Below are 18337 nucleotides of genomic sequence, written 5' to 3' on the forward strand. Positions count from 1 at the left end.
ACCTGCCCCGGCCCAACGTTACGGCGTAATCACCATCCGCTGGTTAGCCCGATCCGCCGCATAAGTCGCCGGGTCGTACGGCACCTGCGCTTCGAGCTGCCCACGGCTGGCATTGATGAACAGATAGCGCGTACCGCTGGTGTCGGCGGAGAAGCTGAGCTTGTCAAAACCCACGGCGACCGGCTTGGCGCCAAGCCCCAGGAAGCCGCCGACATCGACCACGAGCGCATCAATGCCGCCCTGGGGGGTCAGCACCACATCGCTGATGCTGCCGATAGGCTCGTCATCGATTCCATAAACGCCCGTACCGCGCAGTTCGTCGGCGGTCAGGGTGCTGCCGTCGAAGTCGGTCAGTCCGGTACGGTCCACCGGGATGCTGATCACCGGACGGTCGGGCTGGTCTGTGGTCTCGTCCGGATCGGCCGGCGCTGCATTGGGGTCGCCGGGGGCCATCTGCTCTTGTTCCTGTTCGGGCGTCATCGCGGGGCCTTTGGCCTCCTCGCTGTCGGTCCAGATGAAGGCCGGTGCGGCGGTCAGTTCTTCGGCGGTGGTATCGAGTACCCAACGGCGGCTGCCGTCTTGACGCTCGGCCCATTCGAGCTGGGCGAAATCGATAGCCACATCCTTGGTGCCGATGCCCAGAAAGCCGCCCACGCCGATGACCACGGCCGAAATGCCCTGGCCGGAGGTCACCACCATGTCACTGATGGTGCCGATCTCCTTGGCGTCGTCGGCAACGCTGGAATAAACCTTCTGACCCAAGAGCCGCGTCACCAGCGTGTCCTGGCCGTGGGTCGAATAGCCCTCGGAGAGAATGGTCGGCGGCGTCAGCCCGCTTTGTTCCAGCTCGCTGGGAGCGGCGGCAGGCGGCGCTGCCTGCTGGGCCAAGGCGGGAGCGGCGAGCAGCAGCACGAAGGCGGGCAGGGCAAGCAGTGCGTGACGCATGGAAAGGTTCCTTGATGGGCGAAGGCCGACCCCGAAGGGCCGGCCTCGTTGCTTGGCTGCCGTCAGGATTACTTGACGGCTGGAGCGGGCGTCGTGGTATCGGCAGGCGCCATGGCGCCGGCAGGAGCAGTCGTATCGGCCGGGGCGGTATTGGCATCGGCCGGCTCATCTTTCTGCCAGACGAAGTCAGGGGCCGCAGTCAGGGCATCCTTGGTGGTGGGAACAACCCAGCGCTCGGTATTGTCGGCGGCGACCGTGAATTCAAGCAGGTTGAACGGTACGGCAACAGACTTCTCGCCAATGCCGAGGAAGCCGCCGACACCCACGACAACGCCAGAGATCATGCCATCCTTGCTGAAGATGAGATCGGTGACTTTGCCGATGTCTTCGGCGTCATCGCCGGTCGAGGAATAGATCGACTGATCGATCAACTCGGATGCCAGGTTGTCGCTATCAACGGCAACGTAACCCGCGGACATATCCCAAGGCGTGTCGGTGTGGGTGGTTTCCATGGCGCCGGACTCTACCGCAGCGCCAGGAGCCGCAGGTTCCATTGGAGCAGCGGGAGCCGCAGGGGCATCCATCGGTGCGGGGGCTGCCGACGCAGGTGCGGCGTCCTGGGCGATAACGCCCGCGGTCAGCAGCACTGAGATTGCGGTAGTGGTCAGAAGGGTGCGGATCATAGTAAGCTCCGTAGGTTCATTGTTAAGATGAACGGGCGGTGCGGCGCAAAACTTTCCGGTAGCGTGCCGCATCGCCCATTGCTTCGACAACGTGACATCGGCGGCAATCGTTCCCCGCTGCGACGTCCTGTCCCAAAGCGACAGAAATTGAAAAGGCCGGCCCTCGTAAATCGAGGCCGGCCCTTTCCGCCTCCCAGGCGGTTATCGTTTTTTGTTCTCGAAACTAGCAGCGATATGCGCGCACGGCTCCTGACATAGGCCACAATAGCGGAGCGATGACGACAGCACACGCGCTGCCGCCGTTCAGCGTTAAGCGGTTGCTAACTGGTTAACGCAACCGATCAGATATCGTAAGTCCGCATGGCGCGGTGGGGCATGCCGGCATCGTCGAAAATATCGCCGAAGGCCACGAAGCCGAGCTTTTCATACATGCCCAGCTTGTCGGTCTGGGCGGTCAGGTAGATCCTTTCCTGGCCGTTGTCGCGGGCGAAGGCCATGGCCGCCTGCATCATCGCCTTGGCGACGCCGCGGCCGCGAAAGCGCTGGCGTACCGCCACGCGGCCGATCTTGGCATGCTCGGGCAGATCGACAATGCGCAGCGTGCCCACCACCTCGCCCTCGGTGATGGCAACGAAGTGTGTGGCGGTGGCGTCGTACTCGTCGTGTTCAAGTTCCTCGGGCACGTTCTGCTCCCACACGAACACCTCGCGCCGCACGTTGAAGGCGGCATTGCACAGGCTGGAAAAGGCGGGGACGCGCAGAATCGTAACGTCGGAGGTCATTGGGCAACTCGATGGTCAGGTGGGGTCTTTGTCGTAGACGATTACGCCGGCCGGGAGCTGAACCCATGGATGGCGGCGACAGTCGTAGACCGAATCCTGGGGCGGGGGAAAGCTCGGATCGGCAAATGCGCCCACGGCGACAGCCACGAACCTGTCCTCATAGCCTTCCTCTGTATGAAACACCGTGCTGCCGCAGACTGGACAGAAGCGAAACCGGAACCTGGCGCCGTGATCGCCGGTTCGCACATATTCGGTCGCGGTGCCGGTTACCTTATAGGGTGTGGAAAAGCCCGCCAGCGCCGCAAAGACGCTGCCAGTGCGGCGCTGGCAGGCTAGGCAGTGGCACACGCCAACGCCACCCGGCTCGCCTTCCACTTCAATGGACAACTGGCCGCAGCTACAGCTCGCGGTTCTGGAAGCCATGGCGCACCTCGCAATAAATCCTTATCGGGGCAATCTATCGCCGCCCCTTAGCATGCACCAGACCATGCACAAACCCCAGCTTTTCGATCACCGCGGGCGTGAGGATGAACGGGTAGGCGTCGGGCAGGCCCATGGTGCGGTTGAGATTATTGAGCAGGGACGCCAGAGGCACCCAGTGAGCGACGATGGGCTCGATGCCGGCCGCGCCGAAAGGGTCGAAATCGAGCCGGACGGCGTGGCTGCCATCGTCATCGACGCGGGGCGTAGCGCGAACGCCGAAATCGGCGGCCATTTCCACGGTGTCGGTGATGTGCAGGTAATGCGCCCAGGTTTCGGCGAAATCCTCCCAGGGATGGGCGGTGGCATAGGCGCTGATATGGGTCTGCGGCCAGCCCACGGGGGCGCCATTGGCATAGTAGTTCTGCAGCGCGATGCCGTAATCCTGCCGCTCGTCGCCGAACAGGGCACGGCAGCGATCGACATCGGGACCGTCGGCGACCAGCAAATCCCAATAATGATGGCCGATCTCGTGACGGAAATGGCCGAGCAGGGTGCGGTAGGGCTCGCCCATCGCGGTTCGCCGAGCCTCGCGGGTGGCGTCGTCGGCTTCAGCCAGCGCAATGGTGATGACGCCGCCCTCATGGCCGGTCATCACCGGCTGCGCCGCGACCGGGAGGTCGGCGAGGAAACGGAAGCTGAGGCCATGCGCCGGATCCTCGGCACGGGTGTGCAGCGGCAGCCTGAGGCGCAGCAGGGAATAGAACAGGCGCTTTTTGGCGCGCTCGATGATCTGCCAGCGGTTCAAATTGAGCAGCGCATCGACGGCCGGAATGGTCTCGTTATGGCGGCAGGCGGCGCAGTAGATTTCCCCGCCCGGAATGGCGGGGATCAGCCAGTTACAGGCGCCGAACTGCGCATTGGCGCAGAACACGAAAGACTCGTCATGGATGGCCGGGCTGGACCATAGACCGCCGTCCTCGACTAGCGACACAAGCGCATTGCGCTCTGGCACATAGCCGAGTTGGTGCCCGCAGCGCTCGCACAGCGTGTTCTCGAAATAGACGGTATTGCCGCAATGGTCGCAGGCGAAAAGTTTCATGATTGGCCCCGGTCTGTGCTGCGATAATGGCTGGGCGCGGGGCTGGTTCCAAGCCGCATTGCGCGATCACCTCCCCTGGTACGGGCACCATTGTGTGCCGCCTTGCCGGGCCACGGTGCCTCGCCTAGTCTCCGCGCCAAACTGGAGACTCCCCCCATGACCGATCTGTCCGCTTTCCCGATCACCAAGCGCTGGCCGGCGCAGAACCCCGATATCCTGCAGCTCTATTCGACGCCAACACCCAACGGGGTCAAGGTCTCGATCATGCTCGAGGAAATTGGGCTGCCCTACGAGGCCCATTCGATCAATATCGGTCAGAACGAGACCTGGGGCCCCGAATATCTGTCGCTCAACCCCAACGGCAAGATTCCGGCGATCATCGACCCGAACGGGCCGGGCGGCAAGCCGCTGGGCCTGTTCGAGTCGGGCGCTATCCTCCTCTATCTAGCCGAGAAAACCGGCAAGCTGCTGCCCACCGATCCGGCTGCGCGCTACGAGGTCATCCAGTGGGTGATGTTCCAGATGGCGGCCGTCGGCCCGATGTTCGGGCAGCTCGGCTTCTTCCACAAGTTCGCCGGCAAGGAATTCGAGGACAAGCGCCCGTTCGAGCGCTATCGCGCCGAAAGCGAGCGGCTGCTCAAGGTGCTGGAAACGCGCCTGACCGGCCGGCAGTTCATCATGGGCGACGAGTACACCATCGCCGATATCGCGCTGATCGGCTGGGTTCGCAACATCAACGGCTTCTACGAGGCCGGCGAGATCACCAAATATAACGAGCTTACCGCCGTGCCCGCCTGGGTCGAGCGCCTGCTGGCGCGGCCGGCGGTTGCACGGGGCCTGAACATCCCCGCACGGGCATAAAACCGGGCGGTCAGGCCATCACCAAATGGTCCTCGACATGGCGGAGCGCCATGTCGAGTGCCAGTTCCAGCGGTCGCGTGGTCCGCGTCGTCTTGGCCAGGAGCAGGCCGCCCTGGATGGCGCTCAGGACGGCGGTGGCGATATCGGGCACATTGGCGCCCGGCCGCAGCGCATCTCGGGTACTGAGGCGGTCCAAGCCCTCGGCGATCTGGGCCTCCCACGACTCAAAGCTGCCAGCCAGAATGGTGCGAGCCAATTCGGAATGGTCGGCCAATTCATTGGCGAGGGAGCCGATCGGGCAACCGCCCTTGCCTCCGACGGCATTGTTCATGTCCACCATGCTGTTGCGCCACCGGCGCAAGTCGGCCAGCGAATCCAGTGTCACCATCAACGATCGTTGCGCGGCCAGCACGCGGCTCGTCTGCAGGGTGATGACCTCGCGGATCAGCGCGTCCTTGTCGGCAAAGTAATGATAAAGCTGGGATTTGCTGACCGTGCTGGCCGCCATGACGTCATCGAGACTGGTGCCGCCGACGCCGTGGGCGCCGATGAGGTCCGCTGCCGTCGCGATAATGCGCGCCCTGGTGGCGGCGCCGCGCGCGGTCAAATGGATGGGTGCTGAGGGAGCGATCACGGTCATGTCAGTACGATAGCGCAATTGGACTTGACAGTCCAATTCATCCGGAGATTTATGGACCGATTAGTCCAATCTTGAGGATGCGCCCGGTGCCACTGCTTCAAAACGGCCAAATGTTTCCCTATCTCGAAATCCCTGCCATTGGCGGCGGGACGCTCAAATTGCCCGGAGCGCTTGCGGGTGAGTTCGGCGTCGTGCTGATCTATCGCGGCGCCTGGTGCCCTTATTGCAATGCGCAACTGGCGTCCTTCGGGCGTGCGGCCGAAAAATTTGCCGAGAACGGCATCAAGGTTGCAGCCTTCTCGGTCGATGACGAGACGACGACCGCTGCACTGGTCGCCAAGCACGGGCTGACCTTTCCGGTCGGACACAGTGCCAATGTGGATTTGGTTGCAGCCGCCACCGGCGCCTATACCAATGCGGACCCGCGATATCTGCAAACGACCGGCTTCGTACTGGCTCCCAATGGCGCGGTGGTAAACGCCGTCTATTCCAGCGCGGCGATCGGACGGCTGGTGCCCGATGACGTGCTCGGCCTGGTTGCCTATGCCAAGGGGCATGCCTGACGGATTGGAGGCGGGTGGCTGAGAATGCCATCCGCCAATCGCTTCAGCCGAGGAGGGTTTCCGCGATTGCCAGGAATTGCCGGGCGCTGGCGTGCTCGCCCAGTTGCAGCAGAAGCAGCCCTGTGGAGACGCGTTCGATAAATCCCCATTGCCAGATCGCCTCGGCGGAGACCTGGGTGCGGGTGGCGAGGTGGCGGGCGTGGCTGCGGGCGATGTCATGGGCATGCCGGCCACCCACCCCCTCGTCCCAGGCGCGCAGCAGCACGCCGAGGTCATAGGCCGGTTCGATCGCGATGCCATCGGGGTCGATAAACTTGAAGCGATCCTTGCCGGGGACAGCGAGGATATTGGCCGGATGCGGGTCGCCATGGGCCAGCACTGCATGCTCGCGCCGGTAGCTGGCAGCGCGGTCGCGGCAATAGAGCAGGGCCTTGTCGATAAGGGCCGACGAGCACGGTTGCCCCGTTTCGTTCCATAGCCGGACGATGTCGCTGCCCAGCGCGTTGGCCTTGTCGGCACCGGTGGGAAATGTCATGCCGGCCGGCACCAGCATCCAGGCCTCGAGCAGGGTGGCGCAGACAATGTTGACCTGGTGCTCATAGGACAGGCCACTCGTCTCAAGCCGGGCGCCAAGGTGTTCCAGCAGCATGGCCCGGCGCGGCGCATGGTGGCGCAGCAGTGTGACATAGCCCTTGCCCGCAGCGGCGTGCAGCACATCCACCTCATGACGATGCGCCGCCGTGGCCGGGGTGCTAACCTTGACCACGACGCTCTCGCCGCGTGAGGTCCTCGCCTCGGCGACGAAGGCGGCGCTGCCCCCGTCGAGGGGGGGGCCGATGGTCAGGTTCCAGTCGTGTTCGAGGCTGGCCAGAGTGCTGTCGAGCGATGAGAGCCACGCAAGGCCCTCGCTGCCTTCGGACACCGCCCGGCGGCGGACGAGATCGGGGACCGGGAAGGTCTTGCCGCTCATCTCACACGCTGCCGATGGTCTTCAGTCGGATACGCGGATGCACTTCGTTCTGGCTCATCACCACGGTCTGTGGCCGGAACCGCTCGACGATGGCGCGGACATGCGGGCGGATCGAGGGCGAGGTGATCAGTACCGGCAGCTCGCCCATCTGGGCGGCGCGCTCATAGCCCTGCTGTACGCCGACGATGAACTGCTGCAGGCGCGAGGGCGCCATGGCGAGATGGCGGTTGTCGCCGTCGCCCACCATCGCCTCGGCGAAATCGCGCTCCCATTGCGGCGACAGCGTCAGCAGCGGCAGGTTACCGTCCGGACCCAGATTGGAGGCGCAGAGTTGCCGCGCCAGGCGCGAGCGGACATGCTCGGCGATCACCTGGGTCGAGCGGCCCGGCCCGGCGATTTCGGCGACGCCTTCGAGAATAGTCGACAGGTCGCGGATCGAAATGCGCTCGTTGAGCAGGGCCTGCAGCACACGCTGGATGCCCGACACCGAGATCATGCCGGGAACGATGTCCTCGACCAGCTTTTGCTGTTCCTTGGGCAGGCCCGAGAGCAGCGATTGCACATTGGCGTAGCTCAGGAGGTCCGCCACATTGGCCTTGAGCACTTCGGTCAGGTGCGTCGAGATCACCGTCGACGGATCGATGATCGACAGGCCCCGCAGTTCGGCCTCGTCGCGCAGAGCTGGCTCGATCCAGGTCGCAGGCAGGCCGAAGGTGGGCTCGGTGGTGTGGTGGCCCGGCAGGTTGATCTCGCGGCCCATGGGGTCCATCACCATCAACTGGTTGGCCCAGATCTGGCCGTGGCCGGCCTCGACCTCCTTGATGCGCACCTTATAGTCGTTGGGCTCGAGCTGCATGTTGTCCAGGATACGCACCGGCGGCATGATGAAGCCGAGTTCCATGGCGAGCTGGCGGCGCAGCGCCTTGATCTGCTCGGTCAGGCGATCGGAGCCGTTCTCGTCTTCCTTGACCAGACCCAGCAGGCCATAGCCGAGTTCGAGCTTGAGCTCGTCGATCTTGAGGCTGTCGGTGATCGGCTGTTCGCTGGGGCCGGAACTGGCGGAAGCCGGGTTGGCGGTCAGTGCGGCGAGGGCGGCCTCGGCCAGTTTCTTGTCCTTGCCGGCCATGGAGCGCCAGGCCAGATAGCCGACGACGCCCGCAATGCCGATAAAGGGAATGATCGGCATGCCGGGCAGGAAAGCCAGCAGCACCATGACGGCCGAGGACATGCCCAGCGCCTTGGGATAGCCGGTGAACTGGGCGGTCAGCGCCTTGTCGGCCGACCCGGTCACGCCGGACTTGGACACCAGGATACCGGCTGCAGTGGAGACGATCAGCGCCGGAATCTGCGAGACCAGGCCATCGCCGATGGTCAGCAAAGTATAGACGTTGCCGGCTTCCTGGAAGGTCAGGCCCTCCTGCATCACGCCGATGATCATGCCGGCGATGACGTTGATGAAGGTGATGATCAGGCCCGCAATGGCGTCGCCGCGCACGAACTTGCTGGCACCGTCCATGTTACCGAAGAAGGCGCTTTCGCCTTCGAGTTCGGCGCGGCGGGCCTTGGCGGTGGTTTCGTCGATCAGGCCGGCGCTCAGATCGGCGTCGATGGCCATCTGCTTGCCGGGCATGGCATCCAGGTTGAAGCGCGCCGCCACTTCGGCGATACGGCCCGAGCCCTTGGTGATGACGATGAAGTTGACGATCACCAGGATCGCGAACACCACCACGCCGATGATGAAATTGCCGCGGGTGATGAAATTGCCGAAAGCCTCGATGACGTGGCCGGCGGCGCTGGTGCCGTTGTGGCCTTCGCTCAAGATCAGGCGGGTGGTGGCGAGGTTCAGGCCCAGCCGCAGCATGGTGGCGATCAGCAGCACCGTGGGAAAGGACGAAAATTCCAGCGGCTTCTGGATGAACAGGGCCGTCATCAGGATCATGACGGAAAAGACGATCGAAATGGCCAGCAGCCCATCGAGCAGCACCGGCGGCATCGGCAGGATGAGGATGACGATGATCGCCATCACACAGGTGGCGAGCGCTATGTCGCCCGAGCGGACAATGTTGAAAACCGAGTTGAAGCTCGGAATCTTGAAGGCCGGGCCGGGAATTTTGCCGCTGGGAACGATGTCGGTCATGCAGGTGGGTGTCCGACTGAGAGTTCGTGGTGGGTGGAGAGAACCCCCTCCCTAGCCCTCCCCGCAAGGGGAAGGGTGGGGCCGGTGGATGTGGAGAAATCGTGCCCAGCGCTCGATGTCACCCTCCCCCTTGCGGGGAGGGCCAGGGAGGGGGTCTGCCGGGCAAAGTTAGGCACTACGCGACCCGCTGTTCGCCGGGGCCGGGCACATAGGTGCCTTCGTCCGAATACTGGTTGAGCTTGTTGCGGAGGGTCCGGATCGAGATGCCCAGGATGGTGGCTGCATGGGTGCGGTTGCCCAGCGTGTGGCTGACCGTATCCAGGATCAGGTCGCGCTCGACATCGGCCACGGTGCGGCCAACCAGGGCTTGCGACATGGTCTCGGCGGTGTGGGTGAGCTGCGAGGACAGCGTATGGGCCTGCGCCGCCTCGGCCAGCCCGGTGCCGTCCGGCATCAGGATGGCGTCGGGGCCGATGACATCGCCCGAGGACAACAGCACGGCGCGGTGCAGCGTATTCTCCAGCTCGCGCACATTGCCCGGCCAGGGCGCATGCAGCAGCGCATCACGGGCAGCCGGGGACAGCGAGCGCGGCGGCAGGCCATTGGCCTTGGAATACTTGGCAACGAAGTGTTCCGACAGCGCCGCGATGTCGCCCGGACGGTCGCGCAGTGGCGGCAGCTTGAGGTTGACGACGTTGAGGCGGAACAGCAGGTCTTCGCGGAAGGTGCCGCCACGGACCGCATCGTTGAGATTGCGGTTGGAGGTAGCAAGAATGCGGATATCCACCGGCACGGGCTTGGCCCCGCCGACGCGGTCGATCAGGCGTTCCTGGATGGCGCGCAGCAGCTTGGCCTGCAGGCGGAAATCCATTTCGGAGATTTCGTCCAGCAGCAGCGTGCCGCCATTGGCTTCCTCGAACTTGCCGATGCGGCGGGCGACGGCGCCTGTGAAGGCACCCTTTTCATGGCCGAACAGCTCGCTTTCGAGCAACGCCTCGGGAATGGCGGCGCAGTTAATCGAAATGAACGGCTTGTTGGCGCGCTTGGACCGCGAATGCACGTATTTGGCGATGACTTCCTTGCCGGTGCCGCTCTCGCCGGTGATCAGGATCGAGGCGTCTGAGCCGGCAATCTGGTCGGCCATGCGCACGACGCGCTCCATGGCGGGGTCGCGGAACAGGAAATCGGTGGCGTCGCGGGCGACGGCGGCGATCACGGCGGCGATCAGCTCGGCATCGGGCGGCAGCGGGATATATTCCTTGGCGCCGGCACGGATGGCGTTGACGGCCGCGGCGGCATTGGTCTCGACGCCACAGGCGACGAGGGGAATGGAGATGCGTTCGGCTTCCAGGCCCGCGATCAGGCCGGCAATGTCCATCATGACATCGACCAGCAGCAGATCGGCACCACGCCCGGCGCGCAAGGACGCCAGCGCGATTTCGATGGATGGGGCGTGGGCAACCTTGGCGCCGCCCTGCATGGCGAGCTTGGTGGCCTCGCTGAGTTGGCCTTCGAGGGCTCCGACGATCAATAGTCTCATAACGGCTCCTCCTATTGCGGCTTGATGATCTCGGTCATCGTGACGCCGAGCCGGTTTTCCACCAGCACGATTTCTCCGCGCGCCACCAGGCGATCATTGATGAATATCTCGACGGCTTCCCCCACTTGGCGGTCGAGTTCGATAATGGTGCCGGTATCCAGCTTCAGCAGTTGGGACACCGGCATCTTGGTGCGGCCGAGGACGACCGAAATGCGCACCGGCACGTCGAAGACGGCTTCGAGATCGGCGGCAGTGCGTTCGATATAGCCGCCGCTGAATTCACCGCCGGCGGCGGGCGCGTTCATTTCCTCGAAGCTTGTCGGGTCGGCGGTGGTGATATCGTCGTCGGGAACATCAGCACTCATGGGTGTTCGTCCTCTTGGCTTTGGCCGCTACGGGCGGCGAGGTAGGCTGAAATCTTGGAATCGATCTGCTTTGAGATCGCATTGATGTCGCGTACGAGGCCCCCTTCGACCCATTCGAGCCGGCCATCGCCGAGCCGGATATCGGGGTCGCCGAGCACCACCAAGCGACCCGCAAAGCCCGAACTGGACATGTGGCCGGTGGCGATATCGCGCACGCTGTCGGCGATGTCGGGATTGCAGCGGATGACCAGATGAGGGACGTGCTCGAGGCTGGCCATGCATTCGGCGATCAGCGCGTCGAGTTCGACCGCCGGATAGCGGGCCAGCAGGTGCATGGCGAGCTTACGGCCGATGCTGGCGGCCAGTTCGACCGACTCGCGCAGGTTGGCCGCATTGGCATCATCGAGCGAAGCGACCATTTCGGCGGTTCGGGCGGCCAGCGCCGTAGCTGCGGTCGCCATGGTCTGGGCCGAATAAGCGGTCGCATTGCGCTCGCCGGCGGCCATGCCTTCGGCATAGGCCTCTTCGCGGGCCTGGGCCATCAATTGGGCAACCAGGTCCTCGGGCACCATGGGCTGGTGCACCAGCTTGGGCGCGGCCGGGCGGCTGGCAAGGTCGAGATCGAAGGTGAAGCGGGCGGGCTGTGCCATAGCTTAGGCCACCATCTGATCGTCGGACTTGGATTTCATGATGACGATCTCGCCCTTGGCGGCGAGGTCCTTGGCGGTCGAGACCATGCGGCCCTGCGCCTCGTCGACATCCTTGAGGCGCACCGCGCCCATGGCCTCCATATCGTCTTTGAGCAGCTTGGCCGAGCGTGCCGACATATTGGCGAAGAAGAAATCCTTGACCGCCTCGTTGGCGCCTTTGAGGGCGAGGGCCAGTTCCTTTTTTTCCATGCGCTGCAGCAGCGTCTGGATGGCGGAGGGTTCGAGCCGGCCCAAATCCTCGAAGGTGAACATCAGCGCCTTGATGCGCTCGGCATCCTCGCGATTGTTCTCTTCCAGCGTCGTCAGGAACCGCGCTTCGGTCTGGCGATCGAAGGAGTTGAAGATTTCGGCCATCTGTTCGTGGCTGTCGCGGCGCGTGGTGTGGCTGAGTGTCGACATGAATTCGATACGCAGCGTGCTCTCGATCTTTTCCAGGATTTCCTTCTGGATCGGATCGAGCCCCAGCATGCGCTGGACCACGTCCATGGCCAGCTCTTCGGGCAGCACGGCCAGCACCTTGCTGGCATGCTCGGTGGCAATCTTGGACAGCACCACGGCGATGGTCTGGGGATATTCGTTCTTGAGGTAGGTGGCGAGCACGTCTTCGGGCACGTGGGAGAGCTTTTCCCACATGTCGCGGCCGGCCGGGCCACGGATTTCGGCCATGATGGAATCCACCCGCTCGGGCGGCAGGAACGACAGCAGCAGGCGCTCGGTGCTGTCGGAATTGCCCGCCAGGTTGCCGTTGGAGGAAATCACCGTGACGAACTCGATCATCAGGCTATCGAGCATTTCCTGGGTGATAGGGCCCAGGGTCACCATGGCGCGCGACAGCGCCTTGATCTCGAGTTCGTCGAGTTCGGCGAAAATGGGCTTGCCGTATTCGGGGCCGAGCGCCAGCAGCAGGGCGGCCGCCTTTTCATCGCCAGTGAGGACGCGCTGCTTGGCGTCGCCACCCAGCACGAGCTGGCCTGACGGCTTGGCGGTTTCGAGAGCGTTGCCGGATTGGGATACAAGAGCCATGGTTACGCTGCGTTACTCAGCCAGCCACGCACGATCAATGCGGCCTGCTTGGGGTTTTCCTCGACCAGCGTACCGACGGTACGAAGGGTATTGAGCTGGGCTTCGCCCATCGACTTGGCATTGGCGACCCAGGCGGGGGTCTTGTCGCGCGGCTCGTCGTCGAAGCTCTCGACCGGCACCAGATGGCCACCGGCGGTCAGCATGGCCTGACCACCCAGCTCGGCGCCCGAGGGCAAAGCCAGCGGCTCGATCTTTTCGCTGGCCAGCGCCTTCTTGAGCAGCGGGCGCATCACGAAGAACACCAGGGCCAGCGCGATCAAGAGGGTCACGGCCATCTGGGCGCCGTTCATGATGTCATCGCGGGTGAAGTCGAAGAGACCGGATTTGGCGTCGGTACCGTCGCCGGCCACTGCGGGCCGATCGGCGAACTGCATGTTGACCACTTCGACACTGTCGCCACGCGCTTCGGAGTAGCCGACTGCCGAGCGGACGAGAGTCAGAAGCTGGGCGATTTCGTCGGGGGTGCGCGGCGTATAGACCGGGTTGCCCGAGGCATCGGTGGAATAGACGCCATCGACCACCACGGCGACCGACAGGCGCTTGATATTGCCCGCTTCGGTGACGGCGGTTTCGGTCTTCTTGGAAATCTCGTAATTGACGACTTCCTGCGAGCTCGTGCCCTTTTCGGTGGCGCCGGCAGCGGCCGGGGTGGCGCTGGCGCCGGGCAGCTCGTTAGCGACGCTGACCTGGCCATCGGTGCCATTGGCGAGGTTTTCGCTTTCGCTGGTCTGGGTCGAACGCACCACCTGGCTTTCGGGATCGAAGGATTCCGAGGTGACGGTGGAGCGGTTGAAATCGATCTCGGCGGTGACCTCGACGCGGGCCCGGCCGGCGCCGACCACATTGGCCAGCATGTCCTCGACACGGGTGCGGACGCGGGTTTCGTAGCCGAGGGTCTTTTCGGCGGCCTCGCCGGACAGCGCGCCGGTCTCGCCGTCTTCGGTGCCCGAGGCGAGCAGCGTGCCGGCATCGTCGACGATGGAAACGCGGTTGGGGCTCATGCTCTCGATGGCGGAAGCCACGAGATGCTGGATGGCGCGAATTTCGCCGGCCGACAATTCCCCGCGCACGCCGACCACGATGGAGGCTGATGGCTCCTTGGTGGTGCGGCTGAACAGCTGGCGCTCGGGCAGCACCAGATGCACACGGGTGCTTTTGATGCGGGCCAGCGAGCCGATGGTGCGGGCCAGTTCGCCCTCAAGCGCGCGGACATTGTTGATGTTCTGCACGAAGCTGGTGGCGCCCAGCGTACCCTGCTGGTCGAAAATCTCGTATCCAACCTGGCCCTTGGTGGGCAGGCCCGAGCCGGCCAGGTTCATGCGCAGCGTGGTGATCTGGTCGCGCGGCACCAAAATGGTGTCGCCTTCGCCGCGCAGTTCGAACGGCACATTGAGGGTTTGCAATTCGGTGACGATGGCCGAAGAATCTTCGAGCGACAGGCCGGTGTAGAGCGGGGCCAAAGTGGGCGTGGAGGCCCGCATCACCAGAAAGCCGAAGAAACCGAGCATGAGGGCTGCTACAACGGCCATGGCGGCGAGCCGGGGCAGGCCGATGCGGTTGATGAGATTGGTTATATTTTCCAAGCCGAATACTCGATTCCGAACAGACGTTTTCGACGCGAATGCGCAAATCCGCCGTTAGGCAAAAATTACCTAGTGAATGGTAAACATTGTCTTAACGTTCTGTCGCAGTTTGCAAATTCCGGCAAAAACTGCCGGGTAGAGTGAGAGAAAGATGAACATATGACGTTGCGAGTGCTGGGCCGCGTGACCTCGATCAATGTGCGCAAGGTTTTGTGGGCATTGGGCGAGATCGGGCTGGCCTATGAGCGCGAGGATTGGGGCCTGCCCGTGCGCGACCCGAACGTTCCGGAATATCTGGCGCTCAACCCAAACGGGCAGGTGCCCGTCATTCTGGACGGCGATTTCGTGCTCTGGGAAAGCAATGCAATCCTGCTCTATCTGGCCGAGCTTTACGGGCAGGAGACTCTGTGGATCGCCGCGCCCCATATGCGGGCCCGGGTCTATCAATGGCTGGGCTGGCAGGCCACCGAACTCAATCCGCCCTGGGGCTACGCGGTCAACGCGCTGGTCCGCCACACGCCGGGCTATGACGACCAGGCCAAGATTGCCGACTCGATCGCCAAATGGGGCATCAAGATGCAGCTATTGGAGGCGCATCTGGCCCAGGGCGAGGGTTTTGTCGCCGGACCGGCATTCACGCTGGCCGATATCGCCATCGGCCTGTCGGTGCACCGCTGGTTCCTGACGCCGTTCGACAAGACGATCGTACTGCCCGCGGTGACGGAATATTACGAGCGGGTGAGGGAGCGGAAGGCGGGGAAAGCCTGGATGGGGGCAGGGACGCCCTGAGCGGAATTTTGCCTGCCCGCGGGCCCGGCTGGAAAATGGCTTCCCCATCCACCCTCCTTCCCGCGGGCTTGACCCGCGGGCCACTGTCAGCCGGCGCTGAATGTGGTGTGTGGGAGAGAGGCCCGCGGGAAGAACAGGGGGGTGGCTTGGAACGATCATGCCCCAAAACAGCAAAACCCGCCCAGGCGTTCTGCCAGGGCGGGTTTTGAATTTCTGGGATGAGCCTTTGGCTCAGCCTTCTCGATAGTGCTGGATCCAGGTGGTGCGCAAACCGGCAAGACCGTGCTTGTCGATGGCAGCCTGCCAGTTGAGAAATTCATCGACGCTCAATGTGTAGCGAGCGCAGGCCTCTTCGAGGCTGAGCAGCCCGCCGCGCACAGCAGCGACGACTTCGGCTTTTCGTCGAATGACCCACCGCCGAGTATTCTTCGGGGGCAAATCTGCGATCGTGAGCGGACTTCCGTCCGGCCCGATAACGTACTTAACGCGAGGTCGCATTTGTACGGTCATTTTACTCTCTACTCAACCTGACCATATAGGCTGAAGACTACGGCACTGCCCTTAAAATTCGACTAAGGGGAAACTTACAACAGGTTAAGAATGATCTGGGATTTCAGAGGGATGAATCGGGGACATGGAGGCGTGGATGGCCGCGCCGCCTAAGAAGCCGCCTCAATGATTGTGAAGCGTCACCCCCACCTAGCCTCCCCTGGTAGGGAGGAATTCCCTCCACTCGCACCTTCGATCGCGCCTAGCCACCGGCCGAACCCCTCCCCCTGCCAGAGGGAGGTTGGGTGGGAGTACAAAGCCACGATCCAGGCTTAGTCAGCCCAACAAAAAAGGCGCCCCGCAGGGCGCCTTGTGGTTAACGGCCGTGTCCGGCTCAGCTGGCTGGTGGCGCCGCGGTCGGAACCTTGACGGCGGTGACGTCCGATAGGCGGATTTTGGAGGAGCCGACGGTCAGGATCGGCTCGGCGCCAGAGAAGTCCACGGCCGTCACGACACCCACGGTGGAGGTGTTGACGGCAACGTTGGCGCCGTTCAGGTTCTTGCCGTCGATGGTGATGGTATAGACGCCGTCCGGCTTGGTCTGGCCGTCCGAGCCGACGCCGTCCCACAGGAAGTTGCCGGGGCCGGCATTGAGCGAACCGCTCTCCGAATAGACCACCTGGCCCGCCGCGTTCTTGATGGTGACCTTGGCATCGGAGGCATTGGCGGCCGCGTTGTAGGCCCAGGAGGCGCCGCCGGCCTTGAGTGTAGCGGTGGTGCCCGAGGCCGTTACTTCCTTGCCGATGTAGGAGACGGCATCAGTCTTGTTCGCGCTCTGGCTCGCGTTCATCAACGCCTCAAGATAGGTGTTGGACTTGAGCTGCTGTTCGACGCCGGTGAACTGCACCAATTGCTGGGTGAACTGGTTGGTATCCATCGGATCCAGCGGGTTCTGGTTTTTCAGCTGGGTGGTCAGGATGTTCAGGAACGTGTCGAAATTGTCGGCGATGCCGGCGCGCGACGCGACCGCTGGTGCGTTGGGATTGGTGCCGCTGCTGCCGGCGAGGGGACTGACTGCCATGGTGTGCTCCTAGGCGATAATGTTGACGCCGCTTGCCGACAGGCTCGCGCGGTAGAGGTTGATCTGAGGCGCCGGCGCCTCATCGGCTTCGGCCATGCTGTCGCCGCCGAAAGCCGGCTGGTTCCCGCCGCGGTCCTGGCCCTGCTGGCTGCCGGCGAAGGGGTTCTGCTTCAGCGAAAATTCGAGATTGGTTTTGGAACTGTCGAGGCCGGCCTGCTGCAAGGCCTTTTCCAGCCCGCGCTGGTCGCGCTGCATCAGGTCGAGCGTTTCGGCCTTTTCCACGGTGAGGCGGGCGGTAACCTGGCCGGTGCGGTCGATATCGAGCCGCACGTCGATCTTGCCCAGCTCGGGCGGATCGAGCCGCATCTGGAAGCGCGAATTGCCGTCATTGACCTGTCGCACCAGTTCGAACGCGATCTGGGGCAGGTTGAGCTGCTGCTGGCTGGTCTGGTAGCCGGCGATCACCGGACGCGGACCGGGCGTCGCCTCGATGCGCGTTGCGGTGTGGATGGTGGTTGGTACGGTGGTGACGTCGGGCGCCGTATCGGCGGCCTTGGCGCTGGCGGCCACGACGGCGTCGAGCTTGGCGTCCTTGAGCTTGCCACGCTGATCCTGAGCTTGGGCAGTGTCCGCATCGGCCTTGACCACCGGATCGATGGTCTTCGTTGAGACCGGCGTGGCCGAAGTGTCGGGCGCGTCCGTCGCCGCGGTTGCATCCGTTGGCTTGCCGGCCAAGGTTGGCTCGGTGATTTCGAGCTTGGGCGCCGTGAACACCTGCGCGGTGCTGGCTGCCGCGATGGTGGCGGCGGCGGGCTTGAGCAGGCGATCGAGAGCGGCCTGCAGTTCAGGCCCGAGTGGGGCCTTGTCATCATTGCCCGCCATGGCGTCGAGGTCGACGGCGCCGCCGCTAAGACCCTTGAGCAAGGCCGCGAGTTTGTCGCCGATTGCCTTGAGCTGGTCGGCTGCGGCCACATCGGTGGCGGCGGTTTTGGTGGCGTCGGCCAGGACGCCCTGGGTCAGGGGAGCCAGCGTGGCGATCAACTGATCTTCCGGCGTGGCGCCGGGCGCCAGGGGCTTGGCCGCCATCGCGGCCAAGTCGTCCATGCTAGGCAGATCGTCGAGCGACAGGCCCAAGGCACCCGCCAGGGCTTCGAGGCTCTTGTTGAGCTTGGCCAGATCGTCGGCCGAGGGCACCTGCCCGTTCTGCGCGGCGGCGCGCAAGGCGGTCAGGCCGTCGATGATCCCGGCCAGCAGGGTCTGGGGCGATACTGGCTGCTGGATCGGCACCACCGCGTCGATGGGTACCGCGACAGGGTCTGGGGTTTCGTCGGGCTTTTCACCAGTGCCGCCATCCTGGCCGAGAGCCAGGTCGACCAAGCCTCCGGCGGCAAGCGCCACCGTGGCGGTCTTGGCCGGCTCGTTGGTTGCCTCGGCCGGCGCGCCGTCGCCAAGCAGCGCCGCGAAGGCGTCCTTGGGGGCAGCGCTGGCCTGCGCATTGAGGCCTTTGACGGTGACCCCGGGATTGGCGGCGGTGGAAACGGTGAGATGACTTGCCACGATAGCGGCCTTTACTGAGACTAATCCAAACCAGACA

At 63.9% G+C, this 18337-nt stretch carries 19 protein-coding genes; 3 read left to right on the top strand and 16 right to left on the bottom strand.

Annotated elements, in window-relative coordinates:
* Window positions 1-18: 18 nt before the first annotated feature.
* From ABIB57_RS17720 to ABIB57_RS17740, 5 genes are all read right to left on the bottom strand, one after another.
* The gene (locus ABIB57_RS17720) at window positions 19-945 is read right to left on the bottom strand and encodes a PRC-barrel domain-containing protein (RefSeq protein ID WP_354042506.1); all 927 of its coding nucleotides are present in this window, start codon (window positions 943-945) and stop codon (window positions 19-21) included.
* A 68-nt stretch (window positions 946-1013) separates the two neighbouring features.
* The gene (locus tag ABIB57_RS17725) at window positions 1014-1628 is read right to left on the bottom strand and encodes a PRC-barrel domain-containing protein (protein ID WP_354042507.1); all 615 of its coding nucleotides are present in this window, start codon (window positions 1626-1628) and stop codon (window positions 1014-1016) included.
* A gap of 341 nt (window positions 1629-1969) precedes the next feature.
* Window positions 1970-2410, bottom strand: coding sequence for a GNAT family N-acetyltransferase (locus ABIB57_RS17730; RefSeq protein ID WP_354042508.1), 441 nt, complete (start codon window positions 2408-2410; stop codon window positions 1970-1972).
* Window positions 2411-2425: 15 nt separating this feature from the next.
* Window positions 2426-2833 (bottom strand): GFA family protein, encoded by a 408-nt coding sequence (locus ABIB57_RS17735; RefSeq protein WP_354042509.1) that lies wholly within the window; start codon window positions 2831-2833, stop codon window positions 2426-2428.
* A gap of 34 nt (window positions 2834-2867) precedes the next feature.
* Window positions 2868-3932, bottom strand: coding sequence for a zinc-binding metallopeptidase family protein (locus ABIB57_RS17740; RefSeq protein WP_354042511.1), 1065 nt, complete (start codon window positions 3930-3932; stop codon window positions 2868-2870).
* Between the two features lie 156 nt (window positions 3933-4088).
* Here ABIB57_RS17740 and ABIB57_RS17745 point away from each other — a divergent pair, with 156 nt between their 5' ends.
* Window positions 4089-4793, top strand: a complete 705-nt coding sequence (locus tag ABIB57_RS17745) for a glutathione S-transferase N-terminal domain-containing protein (RefSeq protein WP_354042512.1) — start codon at window positions 4089-4091, stop codon at window positions 4791-4793.
* 10 nt (window positions 4794-4803) lie between these two features.
* Here the strand turns inward: ABIB57_RS17745 and ABIB57_RS17750 are convergent, their stop codons facing one another.
* Window positions 4804-5451 carry a TetR/AcrR family transcriptional regulator gene (locus ABIB57_RS17750; RefSeq protein ID WP_354042513.1) on the bottom strand — a complete coding sequence of 216 codons (648 nt, stop codon included), beginning with the start codon at window positions 5449-5451 and terminating at the stop codon, window positions 4804-4806.
* 68 nt (window positions 5452-5519) lie between these two features.
* Between ABIB57_RS17750 and ABIB57_RS17755 the strand changes: the two genes are divergently transcribed.
* Entirely contained in the window at window positions 5520-5996 is a 477-nt protein-coding gene (locus tag ABIB57_RS17755) for a redoxin domain-containing protein (protein WP_354042515.1), read from the top strand.
* Between the two features lie 43 nt (window positions 5997-6039).
* Here the strand turns inward: ABIB57_RS17755 and ABIB57_RS17760 are convergent, their stop codons facing one another.
* The 7 genes from ABIB57_RS17760 to fliF form a co-directional block, all read right to left on the bottom strand.
* Window positions 6040-6966, bottom strand: coding sequence for an aminoglycoside phosphotransferase family protein (locus ABIB57_RS17760; protein WP_354042516.1), 927 nt, complete (start codon window positions 6964-6966; stop codon window positions 6040-6042).
* 1 nt (window position 6967) lies between these two features.
* Window positions 6968-9103 carry a flagellar biosynthesis protein FlhA gene (gene flhA, locus ABIB57_RS17765; RefSeq protein WP_354042517.1) on the bottom strand — a complete coding sequence of 712 codons (2136 nt, stop codon included), beginning with the start codon at window positions 9101-9103 and terminating at the stop codon, window positions 6968-6970.
* A gap of 175 nt (window positions 9104-9278) precedes the next feature.
* Window positions 9279-10643 (bottom strand): sigma-54-dependent transcriptional regulator FlbD, encoded by a 1365-nt coding sequence (gene flbD / locus ABIB57_RS17770; RefSeq protein WP_354042518.1) that lies wholly within the window; start codon window positions 10641-10643, stop codon window positions 9279-9281.
* Between the two features lie 11 nt (window positions 10644-10654).
* Window positions 10655-10948: a flagellar motor switch protein FliN gene (gene fliN / locus ABIB57_RS17775; RefSeq protein ID WP_354042810.1), complete on the bottom strand. Its 294-nt coding sequence runs from the start codon at window positions 10946-10948 to the stop codon at window positions 10655-10657.
* A 56-nt stretch (window positions 10949-11004) separates the two neighbouring features.
* A complete protein-coding gene (locus ABIB57_RS17780) occupies window positions 11005-11658 on the bottom strand; it encodes a FliH/SctL family protein (protein ID WP_354042519.1) in 654 nt (217 codons plus the stop codon).
* Between the two features lie 3 nt (window positions 11659-11661).
* The gene (gene fliG / locus ABIB57_RS17785) at window positions 11662-12741 is read right to left on the bottom strand and encodes a flagellar motor switch protein FliG (protein ID WP_354042520.1); all 1080 of its coding nucleotides are present in this window, start codon (window positions 12739-12741) and stop codon (window positions 11662-11664) included.
* Window positions 12742-12743: 2 nt separating this feature from the next.
* On the bottom strand, window positions 12744-14384 hold the full coding sequence (fliF, locus tag ABIB57_RS17790) for a flagellar basal-body MS-ring/collar protein FliF (protein WP_354042521.1): 1641 nt from the start codon (window positions 14382-14384) through the stop codon (window positions 12744-12746).
* Between the two features lie 159 nt (window positions 14385-14543).
* On the opposite strand from fliF, the gene ABIB57_RS17795 reads away from it, so the two are divergent.
* Window positions 14544-15173 (top strand): glutathione S-transferase family protein, encoded by a 630-nt coding sequence (locus ABIB57_RS17795; protein ID WP_354042522.1) that lies wholly within the window; start codon window positions 14544-14546, stop codon window positions 15171-15173.
* A 231-nt stretch (window positions 15174-15404) separates the two neighbouring features.
* On the opposite strand, the gene sciP is transcribed toward ABIB57_RS17795, so the two are convergent.
* The 3 genes from sciP to ABIB57_RS17810 all read right to left on the bottom strand — a co-directional run bounded on the left by sciP (window position 15405) and on the right by ABIB57_RS17810 (window position 18300).
* Entirely contained in the window at window positions 15405-15683 is a 279-nt protein-coding gene (gene sciP / locus ABIB57_RS17800; protein ID WP_192658665.1) for a CtrA inhibitor SciP, read from the bottom strand.
* A gap of 373 nt (window positions 15684-16056) precedes the next feature.
* Window positions 16057-16743 carry a flagellar hook assembly protein FlgD gene (locus ABIB57_RS17805; RefSeq protein WP_354042523.1) on the bottom strand — a complete coding sequence of 229 codons (687 nt, stop codon included), beginning with the start codon at window positions 16741-16743 and terminating at the stop codon, window positions 16057-16059.
* A 9-nt stretch (window positions 16744-16752) separates the two neighbouring features.
* On the bottom strand, window positions 16753-18300 hold the full coding sequence (locus ABIB57_RS17810; protein ID WP_354042524.1) for a flagellar hook-length control protein FliK: 1548 nt from the start codon (window positions 18298-18300) through the stop codon (window positions 16753-16755).
* Window positions 18301-18337: the final 37 nt, after the last annotated feature.

This window comes from Devosia sp. UYZn731, assembly GCF_040546795.1.
Classification (GTDB): Bacteria; Pseudomonadota; Alphaproteobacteria; order Rhizobiales; family Devosiaceae; genus Devosia.

What these genes read in the sequence shown, in the direction of transcription:
- flbD (WP_354042518.1), bottom strand. Translation starts at nt 10,643, where the DNA reads ATGAGACTATTGATCGTCGGAGCCCTCGAAGGCCAACTCAGCGAGGCC.
- fliN (WP_354042810.1), bottom strand. Translation starts at nt 10,948, where the DNA reads ATGAACGCGCCCGCCGCCGGCGGTGAATTCAGCGGCGGCTATATCGAA.
- ABIB57_RS17725 (WP_354042507.1), bottom strand. Translation starts at nt 1,628, where the DNA reads ATGATCCGCACCCTTCTGACCACTACCGCAATCTCAGTGCTGCTGACC.
- ABIB57_RS17760 (WP_354042516.1), bottom strand. Translation starts at nt 6,966, where the DNA reads ATGAGCGGCAAGACCTTCCCGGTCCCCGATCTCGTCCGCCGCCGGGCG.
- ABIB57_RS17795 (WP_354042522.1), top strand. Translation starts at nt 14,544, where the DNA reads ATGACGTTGCGAGTGCTGGGCCGCGTGACCTCGATCAATGTGCGCAAG.
- ABIB57_RS17780 (WP_354042519.1), bottom strand. Translation starts at nt 11,658, where the DNA reads ATGGCACAGCCCGCCCGCTTCACCTTCGATCTCGACCTTGCCAGCCGC.
- sciP (WP_192658665.1), bottom strand. Translation starts at nt 15,683, where the DNA reads ATGACCGTACAAATGCGACCTCGCGTTAAGTACGTTATCGGGCCGGAC.
- flhA (WP_354042517.1), bottom strand. Translation starts at nt 9,103, where the DNA reads ATGACCGACATCGTTCCCAGCGGCAAAATTCCCGGCCCGGCCTTCAAG.
- fliG (WP_354042520.1), bottom strand. Translation starts at nt 12,741, where the DNA reads ATGGCTCTTGTATCCCAATCCGGCAACGCTCTCGAAACCGCCAAGCCG.
- ABIB57_RS17745 (WP_354042512.1), top strand. Translation starts at nt 4,089, where the DNA reads ATGACCGATCTGTCCGCTTTCCCGATCACCAAGCGCTGGCCGGCGCAG.
- ABIB57_RS17740 (WP_354042511.1), bottom strand. Translation starts at nt 3,932, where the DNA reads ATGAAACTTTTCGCCTGCGACCATTGCGGCAATACCGTCTATTTCGAG.
- ABIB57_RS17720 (WP_354042506.1), bottom strand. Translation starts at nt 945, where the DNA reads ATGCGTCACGCACTGCTTGCCCTGCCCGCCTTCGTGCTGCTGCTCGCC.
- ABIB57_RS17730 (WP_354042508.1), bottom strand. Translation starts at nt 2,410, where the DNA reads ATGACCTCCGACGTTACGATTCTGCGCGTCCCCGCCTTTTCCAGCCTG.
- ABIB57_RS17735 (WP_354042509.1), bottom strand. Translation starts at nt 2,833, where the DNA reads ATGGCTTCCAGAACCGCGAGCTGTAGCTGCGGCCAGTTGTCCATTGAA.
- ABIB57_RS17805 (WP_354042523.1), bottom strand. Translation starts at nt 16,743, where the DNA reads ATGGCAGTCAGTCCCCTCGCCGGCAGCAGCGGCACCAATCCCAACGCA.